The sequence below is a fragment of the Pseudomonas sp. PMCC200344 genome (genome assembly GCF_030053095.1).
In the GTDB taxonomy this organism is placed as follows: Bacteria; Pseudomonadota; Gammaproteobacteria; order Pseudomonadales; family Pseudomonadaceae; genus Aquipseudomonas; species Aquipseudomonas svalbardensis.
Genome location: NZ_CP125618.1, coordinates 2,142,033 through 2,158,308, shown reverse-complemented (window position 1 = coordinate 2,158,308; position 16,276 = coordinate 2,142,033). Strand labels below are relative to the sequence as shown.

Here is a 16,276-nt window from a genome sequence, read left to right as displayed (position 1 = left end):
CAGTCTGATTTCACGACGGCTGCGTCCGAACGCGGCCCGCACCGAACGCAGCCTCGCAGGCTCGGCAGCTGCTACAGGGTGATGTTTGGCAATGACACCGTTGATGCAAATCAAGATGCCCCACCGCGACGCCCCCTAGACTCGCTGACACTGCCAGCCTATCCGGGGGAATGCCCGCATGATGCTCGACGCCATTCGTTGGGACACCGATCTGATCCGCCGTTACGACCTGGCGGGACCGCGCTACACCTCCTACCCGACCGCGGTGCAATTCGACGGTCAGGTCGGCACGTTTGACCTGTTCCACGCCCTGCGCGACAGCCGTAAAGCCCTGCGACCGTTATCGCTGTATGTGCACGTGCCGTTCTGCGCGAACATTTGCTACTACTGCGCCTGCAATAAAGTCATCACCAAGGACCGCGGCCGGGCCCAGCCCTATTTGCAGCGACTTGAGCAGGAAATCCAGCTGATTGCCTGCCACCTCGACCCCGCGCAAAAAGTCGAGCAACTGCATTTCGGCGGCGGCACCCCGACCTTTCTCAGTCACGATGAACTGCGCCAGTTGATGGCCCAGTTGCGCAAAAGCTTCAACTTGCTGGACGACAATTCCGGCGACTACGGCATCGAAATCGACCCTCGCGAAGCCGACTGGTCGACCATGGGCCTGCTCCGTGAACTAGGCTTCAATCGGGTCAGTATCGGCCTGCAAGACCTCGATCCGGCAGTGCAACGGGCAGTCAATCGCCTGCAAAGCCTGGAAGAAACCCGCGCGGTGATCGACGCTGCCCGCACGCTGCAGTTTCGCTCGATCAACATTGACCTGATCTACGGCTTGCCGAGGCAGACACCCGAGAATTTCGCCCGTACCGTCGATGAAGTGATCAACCTGCAACCGGACCGCCTCTCGGTGTTCAACTACGCGCACCTGCCGGAACGCTTCATGCCGCAACGGCGAATCAACAGCGACGAGCTACCGACACCGGCGCAAAAACTGGAAATGCTCCAGGGCACCATCGAACAGCTGACCCAGGCCGGTTACCGCTACATCGGCATGGACCACTTCGCGCTGCCCGACGATGAACTGGCGATTGCTCAGGAAGAATCGACCCTGCAACGCAACTTCCAGGGCTACACCACCCACGGTCATTGCGACCTGATTGGCCTGGGCGTGTCGGCCATCAGCCAGATCGGCGACTTATATTGCCAGAACAGCAGCGACCTCAATCAGTACCAGAACACGCTGGCCAGCGCGCAGCTGGCCACCAACCGTGGTCTGCTGTGCAACGCCGATGACCGCCTGCGACGTGCGGTCATCCAACAACTGATCTGTAATTTCAGCCTGGAATTCGCCGAGATCGAACAGGCCTTCAACATCGACTTTCAGGGTTACTTCGGCGAACTCTGGCCACAGTTGCAGGGAATGGGCGAAGACGGCCTGATCGAACTTGATAACGAACGGATCACCGTACTGCCCGCCGGACGATTGCTGGTGCGTTCGGTGTGCATGGTGTTCGACGCATACCTGGAACAGCAAAATCGCCAGCGGTTTTCGCGTGTGATCTAGCCATCACCTCACTGGCCGGTCTGTGAAACGCTGACTTTACGACCCTGCGACAAAATCGCCGCGTGCCTGAATGTCCTTCCGTGGGTTACCCTTACGGCTTATGTGTGTTTTCCCACAAGGATTGAAGAAATGTCCGAGCCAGTAAAGCTGCGCGCTCATAGTCAGGCCCATTGCAAGGATTGCAGCCTGGCCCCCCTCTGCTTGCCACTTTCTTTGAATCTGGAAGACATGGATGCGCTGGACGAAATCGTTAAACGTGGCCGCCCGCTGAAAAAGGGCGAATTCCTGTTCCGCCAGGGCGACACCTTCGATTCCGTTTATGCAGTACGCTCTGGCGCCCTGAAGACCTTCAGCCTGAGCGATGGCGGCGAAGAACAACTCACCGGTTTCCACCTGCCGAGCGAACTGGTCGGCCTGTCGGGCATGGACACCGAAAAACACCCGGTCTCGGCGCAAGCCATGGAAACCACATCGGTGTGTGAAATCCCTTTCGAACGCCTCGACGAACTGGCGCTGCAACTGCCGCAACTGCGCCGTCAGTTGATGCGCGTGATGAGTCGCGAGATTCGCGACGATCAGCAAATGATGTTGCTGCTGTCGAAGAAAACCGCCGACGAGCGCATCGCCACGTTCCTGGTCAACCTGTCGGCCCGTTTCCGCGCCCGGGGCTTCTCGGCCAACCAGTTCCGCCTGAGCATGTCGCGCAACGAAATCGGCAATTACCTGGGCCTGGCGGTGGAAACCGTGTCCCGGGTGTTCACGCGCTTCCAGCAAAACGAACTGATCGCCGCCGAAGGCAAGGAAATCCATATCCTCGACCCGATCCAGCTCTGCGCCCTGGCCGGCGGCTCGCTAGACGGCTGATTTCGGCGATGGCGGCTGAGCGAAACGGTTCAGCCGCCGTTATACTGCGTCGTTTGCAGCCTGCCAGGACACTTCGACGATGGTCTTCGACTCCTTCGACATCAAATCCCTCATCCGCCCTGTGATCGACTTTCCCAAGCCGGGCGTGATCTTTCGCGACATTACCCCGCTGTTCCAGTCGCCCAAGGCCCTGCGCCTGGTGATGGACAGCTTCGCCCACCGTTATGTCGAGGCTGACTTCACTCACATCGGTGCGATGGACGCTCGCGGCTTTCTGATCGGTTCGGTCCTGGCCTATCAGCTGAACAAGCCGCTGGTGCTGTTCCGCAAGCAAGGCAAGCTGCCGGCCGACGTGCTGGCCGAGGGTTATGCGACCGAATACGGCGAAGCCTTCCTCGAAGTCCACGCCGACAGCCTGTGCGAGGGCGATTCGGTGGTGATGTTCGATGACCTGATCGCCACGGGCGGGACGCTGATTGCGGCGGCGAACCTGGTTCGGCGCATGGGCGCACGGGTTCATGAAGCGGCGGCGATCATTGATTTGCCGGAGTTGGGCGGGTCGCAGCGGCTGGAAGATATGGGGATTCCAACGTTTTGCCTGACGCAGTTTGCGTTGTCTGATAAGTAACGCGGCGTCTGCACCGACGCTATCGCGAGCAGGCTCGCTCCCACAGTTAATCTCTGTCGTGCACAAAACTTGGGTACACAGAAAATCCCCTGCTCCGGGCGGCGTTCCGACGATGGCGTCAGCCGCCACACCGCAGATTAGAGCCCCATCTGCTTGCTGATGATCTCGTTCATCACTTCCCGCGTCCCCCCACCGATCGACAAAATCCGGTTATCGCGGTACAGCCGCTCCACCAGGCTCTCGCGCATGTAACCGAGGCCACCCAAAATCTGCACCGCATCCGTAGTAATCCGGTCAGCCGTGTCAGTCGCAAAATTCTTGGCCATCGAAATCTCCTTGACCACACTCTGCCCCGCCGCCATTTTCGCCGCCTGGCGGTAGGTGAATTCCCGTGACACCTCCAGCGCCGTGGCCATTTCGGCAAGGCGATGCTTGAGCACCTGAAACTTGCCGATGGGCTTACCGAATGCTTCACGCTGGTGAGCCCATTTCAGGCTTTCTTCCAGCGCCAGTTGCGCGGTCATGTTGGCCATTAGCGCCAGCGCCAGGCGTTCGCTCTGGAAGTTGCCCATGATGCAGGCGAAGCCCATGTTTTCGGCACCAATCAGATTGCCTACCGGCACCCGGCAATCGTCGAAGAACAGCTCGGCGGTGTCCGACGCCCACCAGCCCATTTTCTTCAACTGACGGCCGACGGTAAAACCAGGCGTGCCCTTCTCGATCAACAGCAGGCTGATGCCACCGAACCCCGGCGCACCGGTGCGCACCGCGACGGTGTAGAAATCCGCGCGGACGCCACTGGTGATAAAGGTTTTGCTGCCGCTGACCCGGTAAAAGTCGCCGTCACACACGGCGCGGGTTTGCAGGTTGGCAACGTCAGAGCCACCGCTGGGTTCGGTAACCGCCAGGGCACTGATCTTGTCGCCGGCAAGCACCTGCGGCACAACGCGATCGCGGACTTCAGGCCTGGCCCACTTGAGGATCGGCGGCAGGCCGATGTCCAGAGAGCCGAGCCCCGCCACCACACCGCCGGAGCCACAGCGCATCAGCTCTTCGCTGGCGGCGACCTTGGCGAACAGATCACCTTCGTGGCTGCCGCCCAGGGCTTCGGGATAACCGATCCCCAGAATCCCCGCCGCGCCGGCCTTGAGGTAGAGCTCGCGGGGAAAGCTTTCGGCTTCTTCCCACTGGTCGATGTCCGGCAAGATTTCGCGCTCGACGAAACGTCTGACGCTGTCGCGAACCAATTGGTGGCTGGGGTCGAAGTATTCCTGAAAGGCAGGCATCGGCGAACTCCACTGAAGGTTCAGCGAAGTTAGCCGAGCGCTTGCTTGGTTTTCAACAGGATTGTGTGAATCAGATAAACCCAGGCGCGTCCTTCGCGAGCAGGCTCGCTCCCACAGGGGTTTTGTGAACACCACAAATCCAATGTGGGAGCGACGGTGCGACGATTCGACCTGCTCGCGAAGGCGCCAATTCAAACGCTACAAAACGATCGGCTTACGCCCGGCAAACGAATGCGCCAACGTCCCGCCATCCACCAATTCCAGCTCGCCACCCAACGGCACACCATGAGCGATGCGCGAGGCGATCAGGCCTTTGTTGCTGAGCAATTGGGCAATGTAATGCGCTGTCGCCTCGCCTTCCACGGTCGGGTTTGTCGCCAGAATGACTTCAGTGAACGTGCCCGCCTCTTCGATCCGCGCCAGCAGTTGCGGAATACCGATAGCTTCCGGCCCAAGTCCGTCGAGTGGCGACAGATGGCCCTTGAGCACAAAGTAGCGACCACGAAAACCGGTCTGCTCCACCGCGTAAACGTCCATCGGCCCTTCCACCACGCAGAGCAAGGTGTCGTCGCGACGGGTATCGGCGCATTGCGGGCAGAGGTCGTCTTCGGTCAGCGTGCGGCACAACCGGCAATGGCCCACCCCTTCCATGGCCTGGCTCAGCGCCAGCGCCAGGCGAGAGCCGCCGCTGCGATCACGCTCGAGCAGCTGCAACGCCATGCGTTGGGCAGTTTTCTGACCCACACCTGGCAAAATTCGCAGGGCGTCGATCAGTTGGCGAATCAAAGGGCTGAAGCTCATGGGGAAAAGTCCGACAAAACAACGAGACGCGGTTTATACCCGCGCCTCTGTTTAGCGTCAATTACTCAGTCCTGGGCGACCCGCACAACCAGTTTGCCGAAGTTGCGTCCTTCCAGCAGACCGATGAACGCTTCTGGTGCCTGCTCCAGGCCGTCGACCATGTCTTCGCGGAACTTCACCTTGCCGTCGCGCACCCACGGCGCCATGGCGCTGACGAATTCCGGCTGACGATCACCGTAGTCGTCGAACACGATGAAGCCCTGGATTCGCACACGTTTGGTCAGTAGCGTGCGCTGCAATTGCGGCAGACGATCCGCCCCGGTCGGTGCTTCGTGAGCGTTGTAGGACGCGATCAGGCCGCAGAGTGGAATTCGCGCCTTGGGCTTGAGCAGTGGCAGCACGGCATCGAACACCTTGCCGCCGACGTTTTCGTAATAGATGTCGATGCCCTTCGGAGCACGCCTTGGCCAATTCATCGGCGAAGTTCGGGCTCTTGTGGTCGATACACGCATCAAAACCCAGCTCATCGACCACATAACGGCACTTGTCCGCGCCACCGGCCACGCCGACCACGCGCAAGCCCTTGATCTTCGCCACCTGGCCGACCACCGAACCCACGGCGCCGGATGCCGCCGCAACCACTAGGGTTTCGCCGGCCTTGGGCTGGCCGATGTCCATCAGGCCCATGTAAGCGGTCATTCCGGGCATGCCCAACACGCCCAACGCCATTGACGGGCTCGGCAGCCCGGACGGCACCGGAATGATGTCGCGACCGTCGCTGATGCTGTGGCTCTGCCAGCCAGTAGAACCCACCACCAGATCACCTTCTTGAAACTTCGGATTCAGCGAGCGCTCGACCCGGCTGACAGCGCCACCGGTCATCACCTCGCCGATTTCAACCGGTGCGGCGTAGGACGGCGCGTCGCTCATGCGTCCGCGCATGTAGGGATCGAGTGACAGGTAAAGGGTCTTGAGCAGCACCTGACCGTCGGCGAGGTCCGGCAGCGCAACGCGCTCCAGACGGAAATTCTCCGGCGTCGGTGCGCCTACCGGGCGGGACGCCAGGACGATACGTTGGTTGAGGGTCAATGCGTCTGGCATGTGAGCGTCTCCTTTGATCGATGAATTCGACGGTATAGGGGAGCAGACCGTTGTGGCGGTTTCGCGTTCGATGTTTCTGGTCCCGATCGTTCCAACGCTCTGCGTATGGCAGAAACAAAAATGCCAGGCGCAATGCCTGGCATTTTTTTGTAGCCCATCCGACGCGCTTTGGCGAATCAGAATGGCAGTTTCATACCCGGTGGCAGTTGCATGCCAGCGGTCATGCCGGACATTTTGTCCTGGCTGTTGGCTTCGATCTTACGCACGGCATCGTTGACGGCGGCGGCGAACACGGCCTCCAGCATCTCTTTGTCGTCTTCGCTCAAGCCTTCGACCAGGCTTGGATCGATGGTCACGCGCTTGACGTCGTGACGACCGGTCATCACCACGGTGACCATATCGCCACCGGCTTTACCGGTGACTTCGGCGTTGGCCAGCTCTTCCTGCATCTTGGCCATTTTTTCCTGCATCTGCTGTGCCTGCTTCATCAGGCCGGCCATGCCACCTTTCATCATGGGAATCACCTCAAAAGTACTTGGATAAATACAGCGCCCGGCCCTTTCGGCCGAACACCTTCAGTTACTAGCCCTGAGTGACCAGGGTCTCGACAGGTTCAATAGTATCGTTACGGACCACCGCACCGAACTGCTGCATCATTTGCTGGATGAACGGATCACCGTGGATCGACTCTTCGGCCTCGCGCTGACGGTTCGCACGGCGACGGGACGCAGCCTGGGCCGGGGTTTCCTGCTCGGGCTTGATCAACTCCATGCGCAGGGTCAGCGTACGCCCGTGAAACTGGTTCAACGCATCGTTCAAGCGACGCTGCTGAGTCGCGTTGAACAACGCGCTGTGGGCCGGGTCCAGGTGCATCAGCCAATTGTCACCCTCGACAGCGATCAGCGTGCAGTTGGCGGCGATGCTGCCGGTCATGCCGGAGATCGGCAGTTTCGGGAACAACTCCAGCCATTGCAGCGCCAGACCGGTGGCCGGCATGGCGGCCGGTTCAGGCTCGGCTTCCGGCGCTGGCTCGGCGGTGTGTTCGCTGGCCAGTTCATCGAGGTAGCTGTAGGCCGATTCCATATCCGGCTCGATGTAGTCCTCGTCCAGCGGCGGCTCGTCGTCCAGGTCCATGCCCGGCGTCGCGGCATCGACTTCGGCCACCGACGGCTCCGGAATCGGCGCAGCGGCCCACTCCGGTGCGTCCGGCACCACGCTGTCGGGGGTCGGCAACGGCATCGGCGCCAATTCGGGTTGTTCGCTGGCAGTTTCCAGCACCGGCTCGACGGCGGGTTGCTGAACGACTTCGGGCTCTATCGGGTCGTTCCACGGCAGATCGACGACGGCTTCGACCGCTGCTGGCTCAACGACAGGCTCGGGCGCGACGACGGGCGCAACCGGCTCAGGCTCGGGCGCTTGCACTGGAGCAACCACCGCCGCCACCGGCGCAGGTGCGACGGGGGCAACTGCCGCAGCGACTACCGGCGCAACAACGGGCGCGGCAGCCACTGAATTTGTGGAATCAACTGTGGCTTGGCTGATCCCCACTGGCTTTAGCGGTTGCCTCGGAGCGTCCGAGGTGTCTGCCGGGCGGAACGCGAGCATTCGCAGCAGGACCATTTCGAAGCCACCGCGCGGGTCGGGCGCCAGCGGCAAGTCGCGGCGACCGATCAGGCCCATCTGATAATAAAACTGCACGTCTTCGGCTGGCAGAGCCTGAGCCAGTGCCAGCACCCGGTCACGGTCGCCATGACCGTTGTCGACGCCTTCAGGCAGGGCCTGGGCGATGGCAACACGGTGCAGCACGTTGAGAATTTCCGAGAGCACGCCGTTCCAGTCCGGGCCTTGTTCGGCCAGGTGACGAACGGCTTCGAGCAAGGCCTTGGCGTCGCCTTCGATCAGCGCGTGCAAAACGTCGTAGACCTGACCGTGATCGAGCGTGCCGAGCATCGCCCGTACGTCGGCGGCCATGACTTTGCCTTCACCGAAGGCGATGGCCTGGTCGGTCAGGCTCATGGCGTCGCGCATCGAACCGTCGGCAGCACGGCCCAGCAGCCACAGCGCGTCGTCTTCGAACGGCACGTTCTCAACGCCCAGCACGTGGGTCAAATGCTCGACCACCCGCTCCGGCGTCATGTTCTTCAGAGAGAACTGCAGGCACCGCGAAAGAATGGTTGCAGGAAGTTTCTGCGGATCGGTGGTCGCCAGGATGAACTTGACGTAGGGCGGCGGCTCTTCAAGGGTTTTCAACAGCGCATTGAAGGAATGGCTGGAAAGCATGTGCACTTCGTCGATCAGGTAGACCTTGAAGCGCCCGCGGCTCGGCGCGTACTGCACGTTGTCGAGCAGTTCGCGGGTATCCTCGACCTTGGTCCGGCTCGCGGCGTCGATCTCGATCAGGTCGACAAAGCGACCTTCATCAATCTCGCGGCACACCGAGCACTCGCCGCAAGGCGTAGAAGTGATACCTGTTTCACAGTTCAGGCATTTGGCGATGATCCGCGCGATGGTGGTCTTGCCGACCCCGCGGGTACCGGTAAACAGATAGGCGTGGTGCAGCCGCTGGCTGTCCAAGGCATTGATCAGAGCCTTGAGCACATGGGTCTGGCCGACCATTTCGCGAAACGAGCGCGGACGCCATTTACGTGCAAGAACCTGATAACTCATCGAAAACCGTCGCAACGAAGGAACAGAAGCGGCTAATGCTATCGGAGCAAGGCCAAAATTGCATCCGGTGCGCTCGTCTAATCTGGCTAAGATGGTCTTTGGGGGGCTTTTATCGGCTCGGGTTTTATCAGCACCGGAGCGTTTATGCGGCGGGTCTTGGGGGCACTGCTGATGATCAGCCTGAATGTCGCTGGCGCCGAGCCGCCATTGCGCTTTGTGGTGCCCGACAGTTGGACGATGCCGATGGTGCAACTGGAACGCGGCCACCCCACCCAAGGCATCCTGCACGACGTGATGGTCAGCCTAGCGACCCAGGTCGGCGTGCCGGCCCAATTTCACGTGCTGCCTCGCACGCGAGTGCAAAACGCCATGGAGCACGGCGAAGTCGATATCCGCTGCTATGCGGCGCAGTCCTGGCAGCCGAATCAGTCCGGGGATTACATCTGGAGCATTCCACTTTGGTTTCAGCGCGACATGCTGATCAGCCGGCCAGATCCGCTGACCTCAGTGACGCCTGCGGACTTGTCGCGACAATCCATCGGCACGGTACTCGGCTACAGCTACCCGACCCTGCAACCGCTGTTCGACGCCGACCGACTGCATCGCGAAGACGCGCGCAACCAGGAACAGGTGCTGGAAAAACTCCTGGCCGGACGCTATCACTACGCCGTGAGCAATCAATGGACGCTGGACTGGTTCAATCAGCGCCTGCTGCCTGGCCGGCAACTGCAAGGCGTGGCGGTTTTGCAGGAACAGAGTGTCGGTTGTTATGTTCGCAACGATCCCAAGGTGCCCGTGCAGCGCATTTTGCGCACCTTGGTGCGAATGAAAATGTCCGGGGAAATCGACGACATTATCCGGCTCTACATTGGTGGCGAGCCACTCAAGGCGCCCAATGGCAAGCCTTAGCCTGCCTGCTCCAGCACCTGCCATTGCTTGGGTGCGACAAAACCCTCGACCCAGCCCGCCACCTCTGCGGGCGGCATCGGCCGGGCAATGAAGTAGCCTTGAGCAACTTCGCAGCCCAGGCGCAGCAGCAATTCACCGTGCTCGATACTTTCCAGCCCTTCGGCGATCACCTGCCGGCCAAAGGCCCGAGCCAGGCCAATGACCGCCATGGTCAGGGCCAGATCATCACGATCATTAACGATGTCGCGCACGAACGACTTGTCGATCTTGATGGTTTGGGTTTGCAAACGCTTGAGGTAGCTCAGGGACGAATAACCGGTGCCGAAGTCCCCCAATGAAAACTGCACCCCCAGCGCCTGACAGGCCTGTAAACAGGCACTGACATGCTGGATGTTCTCGATCGCCACCGACTCGACGATTTCCAGATCGAGCATGTGCGGAGCCACCTGGCTATGCCGGGCGAGCACGTGCTTGAGCCGGTCGACGAAATCCGCGCGCTGGAAATGTCGTGCCGCAATATTAATGCTGACTGGCCAGCCCTGCCCCGCTTGCTGCCAATGGTGCAACTGCGACAGGACCTGATCCATTACCCACTCACCAATATCGATGATCAGGTCCGTTTCTTCCACCAGCGGCAAAAACTCCCGGGTCGGCATCAAGCCGTGTTGCGGATGCTCCCAACGTAACAACGCCTCGAAGCCGACAACCTCGCCACGACGCATGTTCACCTTGGGCTGGAAATGCACACGCAACTCACCGGCAGCCAGCGCCTGGCGCACTCGCGCGACCGTCTGGTGAGTGGCCTTGACCTCCTGATCCCGGGACACGTCGAACAAATGAAAGCGATTGCGACCGCGTTGTTTCGCCACGTACATGGCCTGATCGGCATGACGCAACAGGGTTTCGGCGTCTTCATTGTCGTCGGGGAACAAGGTAACGCCGATACTGGCAAACACATTGACGCTCTTGCCATGCAGCGAGTACGGCGCCGAAATAGCGCCGAGCACCCGGTTCAACGCCGCACGCAGTTCCGCCAGATCTCGCACGTATCGCAACACCAGCACAAACTCGTCACCGGCCAACCGTGCCACCACATCTTCGCCGCGAACAATGGCGCGCAAACGCTTGGCCACCTCGACCAACAGCAGATCGCCACTGGCATGCCCGTAGCCATCATTGACCGCTTTGAAGCCGTCGAGATCGAGCATGCATACCGCCAGCGGGATGTTTTCGTGACGAGAGAACTCCAGCGCCTGATCCAGCAAATCCGAGAGGAACGCGCGATTCGGCAGCCCGGTCAGCACGTCATGCCCCACCCGCCATTGCAGTGAATGCAGCAACTGGTGTTTTTCGCTGATGTCGAAACGAATCGAAAGATAACGGTCAACCCGCCCGGTAGCGTCATCGAGCACCGGCACCATGGTGCTGTCGACCCAATACAGGCTGCCGTCCTTGGCGCGATTACAAATCTCGCCTTTCCAGACCTTGCCCAAGGCGATGGTGCGCCACATCGCCGCGAAGAATTCGGCGGAGTGCAGACCCGAGTTGAGGAGACGATGGTTCTGTCCGAGCAGTTCTTCGCGACTGTAGCCGGACACGGCACAGAACCGATCGTTGACGTGGGTGATCCGGCCGCACAAATCGGTCTCGGAAAAAATCGCGGCGGCATCCACGGCCCTGCGGTATTTCTCATCCATGAGTCAGGCTCGCTGTGGCTAGCGGTGATACCGCTCGACCCGTGCAGGATGCCCGGAAGAGGTGTTTTTATAGGTAATGCGCAGCAACACGATATCACTCCATGAACAGTGTTTGATGGCCTCCTGACAGCAGAGATCAACTAACCTTAAAGGCCCAAAATACCTATTTTGAGCGGCGATTCTACGAAACGCATCACATTTTGCAAAGCAAGGTGATGGATCATGCAGTTGTCTAATGCAAAAATCTATCGTTAAGTTCTTGATTCTAAATGGGAATTAAGCGATGCAAATTTCAAGTTTGGGTGCGGCCATTCGGCGCTACCGTAAGGTCGCTGGGCTTACTCAGGCTGAACTCGGCGAAAAAACCGGTTTTGACCCCAAAACCATCAGCCGCTTCGAAACCGGCACCTACACCCCCAGCGTGGAAGCTTTGTTCCTGCTTGCCGATGTGTTGGGCGTGAAGCTGAAAGCCTTTTTCGCAGATTTAGGCGATGAAGATGAACAGCGGGCGTATCTGTTCGGTGTCATACATAAAGCCACCCCGAAGGATCTGGGAAAGCTGATTGCAGCGGTTGACCAGGCCTTGTCCAAGCCTTAGAGCCAGAAATAAAAAAGGAGGCCGAGCTGTCGCATTCGACAGCCCGGCCTCCTTTTATGTGTTCGCTCTGAAAACCGGAAACGAAAAAACACCGCCCAGGACAAGATCCGTGGCAGAGCAACAAGAATGTATTTTTAGACAGATAACGCGAGAGAGGACTCGCGGCGCGTTATGGAGGCAACCCCACCAGCCACACCCCGGCACACAATGTTCCCGCTGTGGCTGCTTCCTTCCGGATCTGACCAGGTTCACGGGTAATCGTTGCGGGGGGACCGATGGGGTCACCATAACGACGCTCACCTGACGGCGAGCCGCGCCATTGTACCTATCTGAGACGAAGTTACAACCGTTCGGGGGGATTAAAAAATATGTGCTGCTTCAAGGACATGCGCAACCCCTGAAAAGATCGCAGCCTGCGGCAGCTCCTACCCCTGCAACACCTCATCCGCCCGGCCGCCCTCCTGCTGGATCACCAGGTGGATGAAGTGCAGCTTGGCGATTACTGCCGGCGGCAGGACGAATGGATAGAAATCCGGCTGGCCCATGCTGCGTGACAGTTCATTGAGCATGCCCGCCAGTTCGATCCATGCATTGACGAATGACAGGAACGCCGCGCCACCGGGATGCTGTGGATCGTAGAGGGTGCTGGGGGGAAATGGCTGATAGTCGAAGTCCATCTCCCTGGCACTCATTCCGAAACCCAGCGCCGTATCCACCGCGTCCATCATGTGCAGGTAGTGAGCCCAGGTTTCGGCCCAGTCCTCCCACGGATGCATGGTCGCGTAGGCGCTGACGTAATGTTGCTGCCAGTCGAGCGGCGCACCTTGCTGGTAATGCCGTTCGAGGGCGTCGGCATAGCTGGCGCGTTCGTCGCCGAACAGGCCGCGAAACGGTTCCAGCCAATGACTGTTGGCGATCAACCGATCCCAGTAGTAATGCCCGACTTCATGCCGAAAATGCCCGAGCAGCGTGCGGTAAGGTTCGTGCATCTGCACCCGAAGCTGCTCGCGATGGGCGTCGTCGGCTTCTTTGATATCGAGGGTGATCAGACCGTTGGCGTGACCGGTGGTTGGCGGCTTGCCTTCGAGGTCGACACCAATAAAATCGAAAGCCAGCCCCGTCTCTTCGTCCACGGTTTTGGGAATTACCTGCAAACCCAAGCTGACCAACTGTGCGACCAGACGCCGCTTGGCCGTTTCGACCTTGCGCCAGCGTTCGTGGTTTTCGGCAATCGACAGGTCGGGGATGGTGTGGTTCAGGCTACAGGCGATGCATAACGCATCGTGGTCATTGGCGGGCAACAACCAATTGCACGCGGCCGGGGAATCGAGGTTGGCGCAGCGGCGCAAGACACCGGCTTCGGGATCGGCGTCGAGCAACCAGGTATCTGCCTGCAAGCCGGGCTGCAGCGACGATAGGCGACTCTGCTCCGGTTGATAACCCAACGCCGCCGAACACGCCAGACACTGGCTGTTGCGAAAAAACAGCGGCTGCCCGCAGCGACACTGCCAGACCTTGCTGTTGCGCGAGCTTTCGCCGATGAAGGGCGCGGCGATGCGTGTACTGAGCTGTTCGAAGAAGCGGTACATGGCGATCTCTCCCTGGGGCTTGCCAAGACTAGATCATTGCCGCGCGAAGATCGTTCCCACGCTCTGCGTGGTAACGATCAACTAAACCGCAATACCGTGCTTGCCGAGAAACTCGACAAACGCCTCTTCATCCAGAACCTTCAATCCCAGCTCATTGGCCTTCGCCAACTTGGAGCCTGCACCCGGTCCAGCGACCACACAATGAGTCTTGGCCGACACCGAGCCCGCCACCTTGGCACCGAGGCTTTCAAGTTTGTCCTTGGCGATGTCGCGGCTCATCAACTCCAGCGAACCGGTCAGCACCCAGGTCTGCCCAGCCAGCGGCAAGCCTTCAACGACTTTCTTATCGCTCTGCCAGTGCATGCCGAAATCACGCAGCTGTTTTTCGGCGGCTTCAGCAATTTGACGATTTTGCGTAACTGCAAAGAACTCCCGAACCGAAGTGGCCTGTTTCTCCGGCAGCGCCTGACGCATATCCAGCCAGTCGGCGCTGAAAACCCCTTCAAGCGAACCAAACTTGTCCGCCAGTTTCTGCGCCCCACCCGGCCCGACCGAAGGAATATGCAGCTTGTCGAGGAAACCACCCAACGTAGTGCTGGCGGAAAACTCGGCACCCAGGTCACCTTGATCCTGAATCTGCATACCGTGCTTGAGCAGATCCTTGATCACCTGCTGGTTATGCGCATCTTCGAAGAAGCTGTGAATCTCGTGAGCCACTTCCAGACCAACGTCCGGCAAATACGTGAGCACTTGCGGCAAGGCTTGCTGAACCCGCTCCAGCGAGCCGAGAGAACGCGCCAGCACCTTGGCCGTCTCTTCGCCGACATCGGGAATCCCGAGGGCGTAGATGAAGCGTGCCAGACTCGGCTTCTTGCTGTCTTCGATGGCGCTGAGCAAGTTCTTGCTCGACAGTTCGGCAAAACCTTCCAGATCGACGATTTGCTCGAACGTCAGGGCGTATAGATCGGCCGGCGAATTCACCAGGCCTTCATCCACCAATTGCTCGACGCTCTTCTCGCCCAGCCCTTCGATGTCCATGGCGCGACGGGAGACGAAGTGAATGATCGCCTGCTTGAGTTGCGCACCGCAGGCCAGTCGACCGACGCAGCGGTACACCGCGCCTTCGCTGACGGTCTCGCGACCTTTGCTGCGTTTGACCAGTTGCGTGCGCTCGACATGCGAGCCGCAGACCGGGCATTGCTCGGGAATCTGTACTGGCCGGGCGCTGTCCGGACGGCGCTCAATGACCACTTGCACCACCTGCGGAATCACATCGCCTGCGCGGCGGATGATCACTGTGTCGCCAATCATCAGACCCAGACGCGCCACTTCGTCCATGTTGTGCAGCGTTGCGTTGGCCACGGTCACACCGGCGACCTTGACCGGCTTCAAGCGCGCCACCGGCGTCACCGCGCCGGTGCGACCGACCTGGAATTCCACGTCGAGCAATTCAGTGAGCTCTTCCATGGCCGGGAATTTGTGCGCGATCGCCCAGCGCGGTTCACGAGCACGGAAGCCCAGCTCACGCTGAGAGGCAATGCTGTTGACCTTGAACACCACGCCGTCGATTTCGTAGGGCAGCGAATTTCGGCGCTCGCCGATGTCACGGTAGTAATCCAGGCATTCATCAATACCCTGAGCCAGTTTCAACTCATGACTGATCGGCATGCCCCAAGCCTTGAGCTGCTGCAGATTGCCAATGTGCGTATCAGCAATATCAGCCGAAATCTGGCCGATGCCATAGCAACAGAACTCCAGCGGACGGTTGGCCGTGATCTTCGAATCGAGCTGACGCAAGCTGCCAGCCGCCGCGTTGCGCGGATTGGCGAAGGTCTTGCCGCCGACTTCCAGCTGCGTGGCGTTGAGGCGTTCGAAACCGGCCTTGGACATGAACACTTCGCCGCGTACTTCCAGGGTCGCTGGCCAGCCGGTACCGTGCAGTTTGAGCGGAATGTTGCGCACGGTACGCACGTTGATGCTGATGTCTTCGCCGGTGGTGCCATCGCCGCGAGTTGCACCGCGCACCAGCACGCCGTCCTGATACAGCAAGCTGACCGCCAGGCCATCGAGTTTGGGTTCACAGCTGTATTCCACCGCCGCGCCGCCGCCGAACAAGTCGCCAACCGGCAGGTCGAGACCTTCAGTCACCCGACGATCGAACTCGCGCATGTCGGTTTCTTCGAAGGCGTTACCGAGGCTGAGCATCGGTACTTCGTGGCGAACCTGAGTGAACGCCGACAGCGCCGCACTGCCGACACGTTGGGTCGGCGAGTCGCTGGTGATCAGTTCGGGATGCGCCGCTTCGAGGGCCTTGAGCTCGTGGAACAACCGGTCGTATTCGGCGTCCGGAATGCTCGGCTCGTCCAGCACGTGGTAGCGATAGTTATGCTGATCCAGCTCAGCACGCAGCTCTAGAATGCGGTTTTTGGCGGCGGTCATGGGTGTTCTCTCATAAAGCAAAAGAGCAGCCGAGGCTGCTCTATCTGTTGATGCGGCTAAAGCTCATTGTAGGAGCTGAGCTTGCTCGCGATGGCGATCCTGAGAACGCCATCGCCGGCAAGCCGTGCTCCTA

At 59.9% G+C, this 16,276-nt stretch carries 12 protein-coding genes, 1 other RNA gene and 1 pseudogene; 5 read left to right on the top strand and 9 right to left on the bottom strand.

Annotated elements, in window-relative coordinates; all coding sequences use genetic code 11:
* Window positions 1-181 precede the first annotated feature (181 nt).
* From hemN to QFW87_RS09630, 3 genes are all read left to right on the top strand, one after another.
* Window positions 182-1,564, top strand: a complete 1,383-nt coding sequence (gene hemN / locus QFW87_RS09640) for an oxygen-independent coproporphyrinogen III oxidase (protein WP_283190896.1) — start codon at window positions 182-184, stop codon at window positions 1,562-1,564.
* Window positions 1,565-1,693: 129 nt separating this feature from the next.
* Window positions 1,694-2,428 (top strand): fumarate/nitrate reduction transcriptional regulator Fnr, encoded by a 735-nt coding sequence (fnr, locus tag QFW87_RS09635; RefSeq protein WP_046047868.1) that lies wholly within the window; start codon window positions 1,694-1,696, stop codon window positions 2,426-2,428.
* Between the two features lie 79 nt (window positions 2,429-2,507).
* On the top strand, window positions 2,508-3,056 hold the full coding sequence (locus tag QFW87_RS09630; protein WP_283183752.1) for an adenine phosphoribosyltransferase: 549 nt from the start codon (window positions 2,508-2,510) through the stop codon (window positions 3,054-3,056).
* A 137-nt stretch (window positions 3,057-3,193) separates the two neighbouring features.
* Here QFW87_RS09630 and QFW87_RS09625 read toward each other — a convergent pair whose 3' ends face one another.
* From QFW87_RS09625 to dnaX, 5 genes and pseudogenes are all read right to left on the bottom strand, one after another.
* Window positions 3,194-4,342, bottom strand: a complete 1,149-nt coding sequence (locus tag QFW87_RS09625; protein WP_283190358.1) for an acyl-CoA dehydrogenase family protein — start codon at window positions 4,340-4,342, stop codon at window positions 3,194-3,196.
* 198 nt (window positions 4,343-4,540) lie between these two features.
* Complete coding sequence (gene recR / locus QFW87_RS09620; protein WP_046047871.1) at window positions 4,541-5,143, bottom strand: recombination mediator RecR; 603 nt, start codon at window positions 5,141-5,143, stop codon at window positions 4,541-4,543.
* 65 nt (window positions 5,144-5,208) lie between these two features.
* Window positions 5,209-6,244: pseudogene (locus tag QFW87_RS09615) on the bottom strand (NADP-dependent oxidoreductase).
* A gap of 176 nt (window positions 6,245-6,420) precedes the next feature.
* Window positions 6,421-6,759, bottom strand: coding sequence for a YbaB/EbfC family nucleoid-associated protein (locus QFW87_RS09610; protein WP_008028561.1), 339 nt, complete (start codon window positions 6,757-6,759; stop codon window positions 6,421-6,423).
* 67 nt (window positions 6,760-6,826) lie between these two features.
* Window positions 6,827-8,911: a DNA polymerase III subunit gamma/tau gene (dnaX, locus tag QFW87_RS09605; RefSeq protein WP_283183749.1), complete on the bottom strand. Its 2,085-nt coding sequence runs from the start codon at window positions 8,909-8,911 to the stop codon at window positions 6,827-6,829.
* 144 nt (window positions 8,912-9,055) lie between these two features.
* Between dnaX and QFW87_RS09600 the strand changes: the two genes are divergently transcribed.
* Entirely contained in the window at window positions 9,056-9,820 is a 765-nt protein-coding gene (locus QFW87_RS09600; RefSeq protein WP_283190357.1) for a transporter substrate-binding domain-containing protein, read from the top strand.
* Here QFW87_RS09600 and QFW87_RS09595 read toward each other — a convergent pair.
* The gene (locus tag QFW87_RS09595) at window positions 9,817-11,517 is read right to left on the bottom strand and encodes a GGDEF domain-containing phosphodiesterase (RefSeq protein WP_283190356.1); all 1,701 of its coding nucleotides are present in this window, start codon (window positions 11,515-11,517) and stop codon (window positions 9,817-9,819) included. The two genes, QFW87_RS09600 and QFW87_RS09595, sit on opposite strands and share 4 nt — an antisense overlap.
* Before the next feature lie 283 nt (window positions 11,518-11,800).
* Between QFW87_RS09595 and QFW87_RS09590 the strand changes: the two genes are divergently transcribed.
* Window positions 11,801-12,115, top strand: coding sequence for a helix-turn-helix transcriptional regulator (locus QFW87_RS09590; protein ID WP_283183746.1), 315 nt, complete (start codon window positions 11,801-11,803; stop codon window positions 12,113-12,115).
* A 181-nt stretch (window positions 12,116-12,296) separates the two neighbouring features.
* Here QFW87_RS09590 and ffs read toward each other — a convergent pair.
* From ffs to ligA, 3 genes are all read right to left on the bottom strand, one after another.
* Window positions 12,297-12,393, bottom strand: an RNA gene (gene ffs / locus QFW87_RS09585) — signal recognition particle sRNA small type.
* A 147-nt stretch (window positions 12,394-12,540) separates the two neighbouring features.
* A complete protein-coding gene (locus tag QFW87_RS09580; protein WP_283183745.1) occupies window positions 12,541-13,704 on the bottom strand; it encodes a putative zinc-binding metallopeptidase in 1,164 nt (387 codons plus the stop codon).
* 81 nt (window positions 13,705-13,785) lie between these two features.
* Window positions 13,786-16,143, bottom strand: coding sequence for an NAD-dependent DNA ligase LigA (gene ligA / locus QFW87_RS09575; RefSeq protein WP_283190355.1), 2,358 nt, complete (start codon window positions 16,141-16,143; stop codon window positions 13,786-13,788).
* Window positions 16,144-16,276 lie beyond the last annotated feature (133 nt).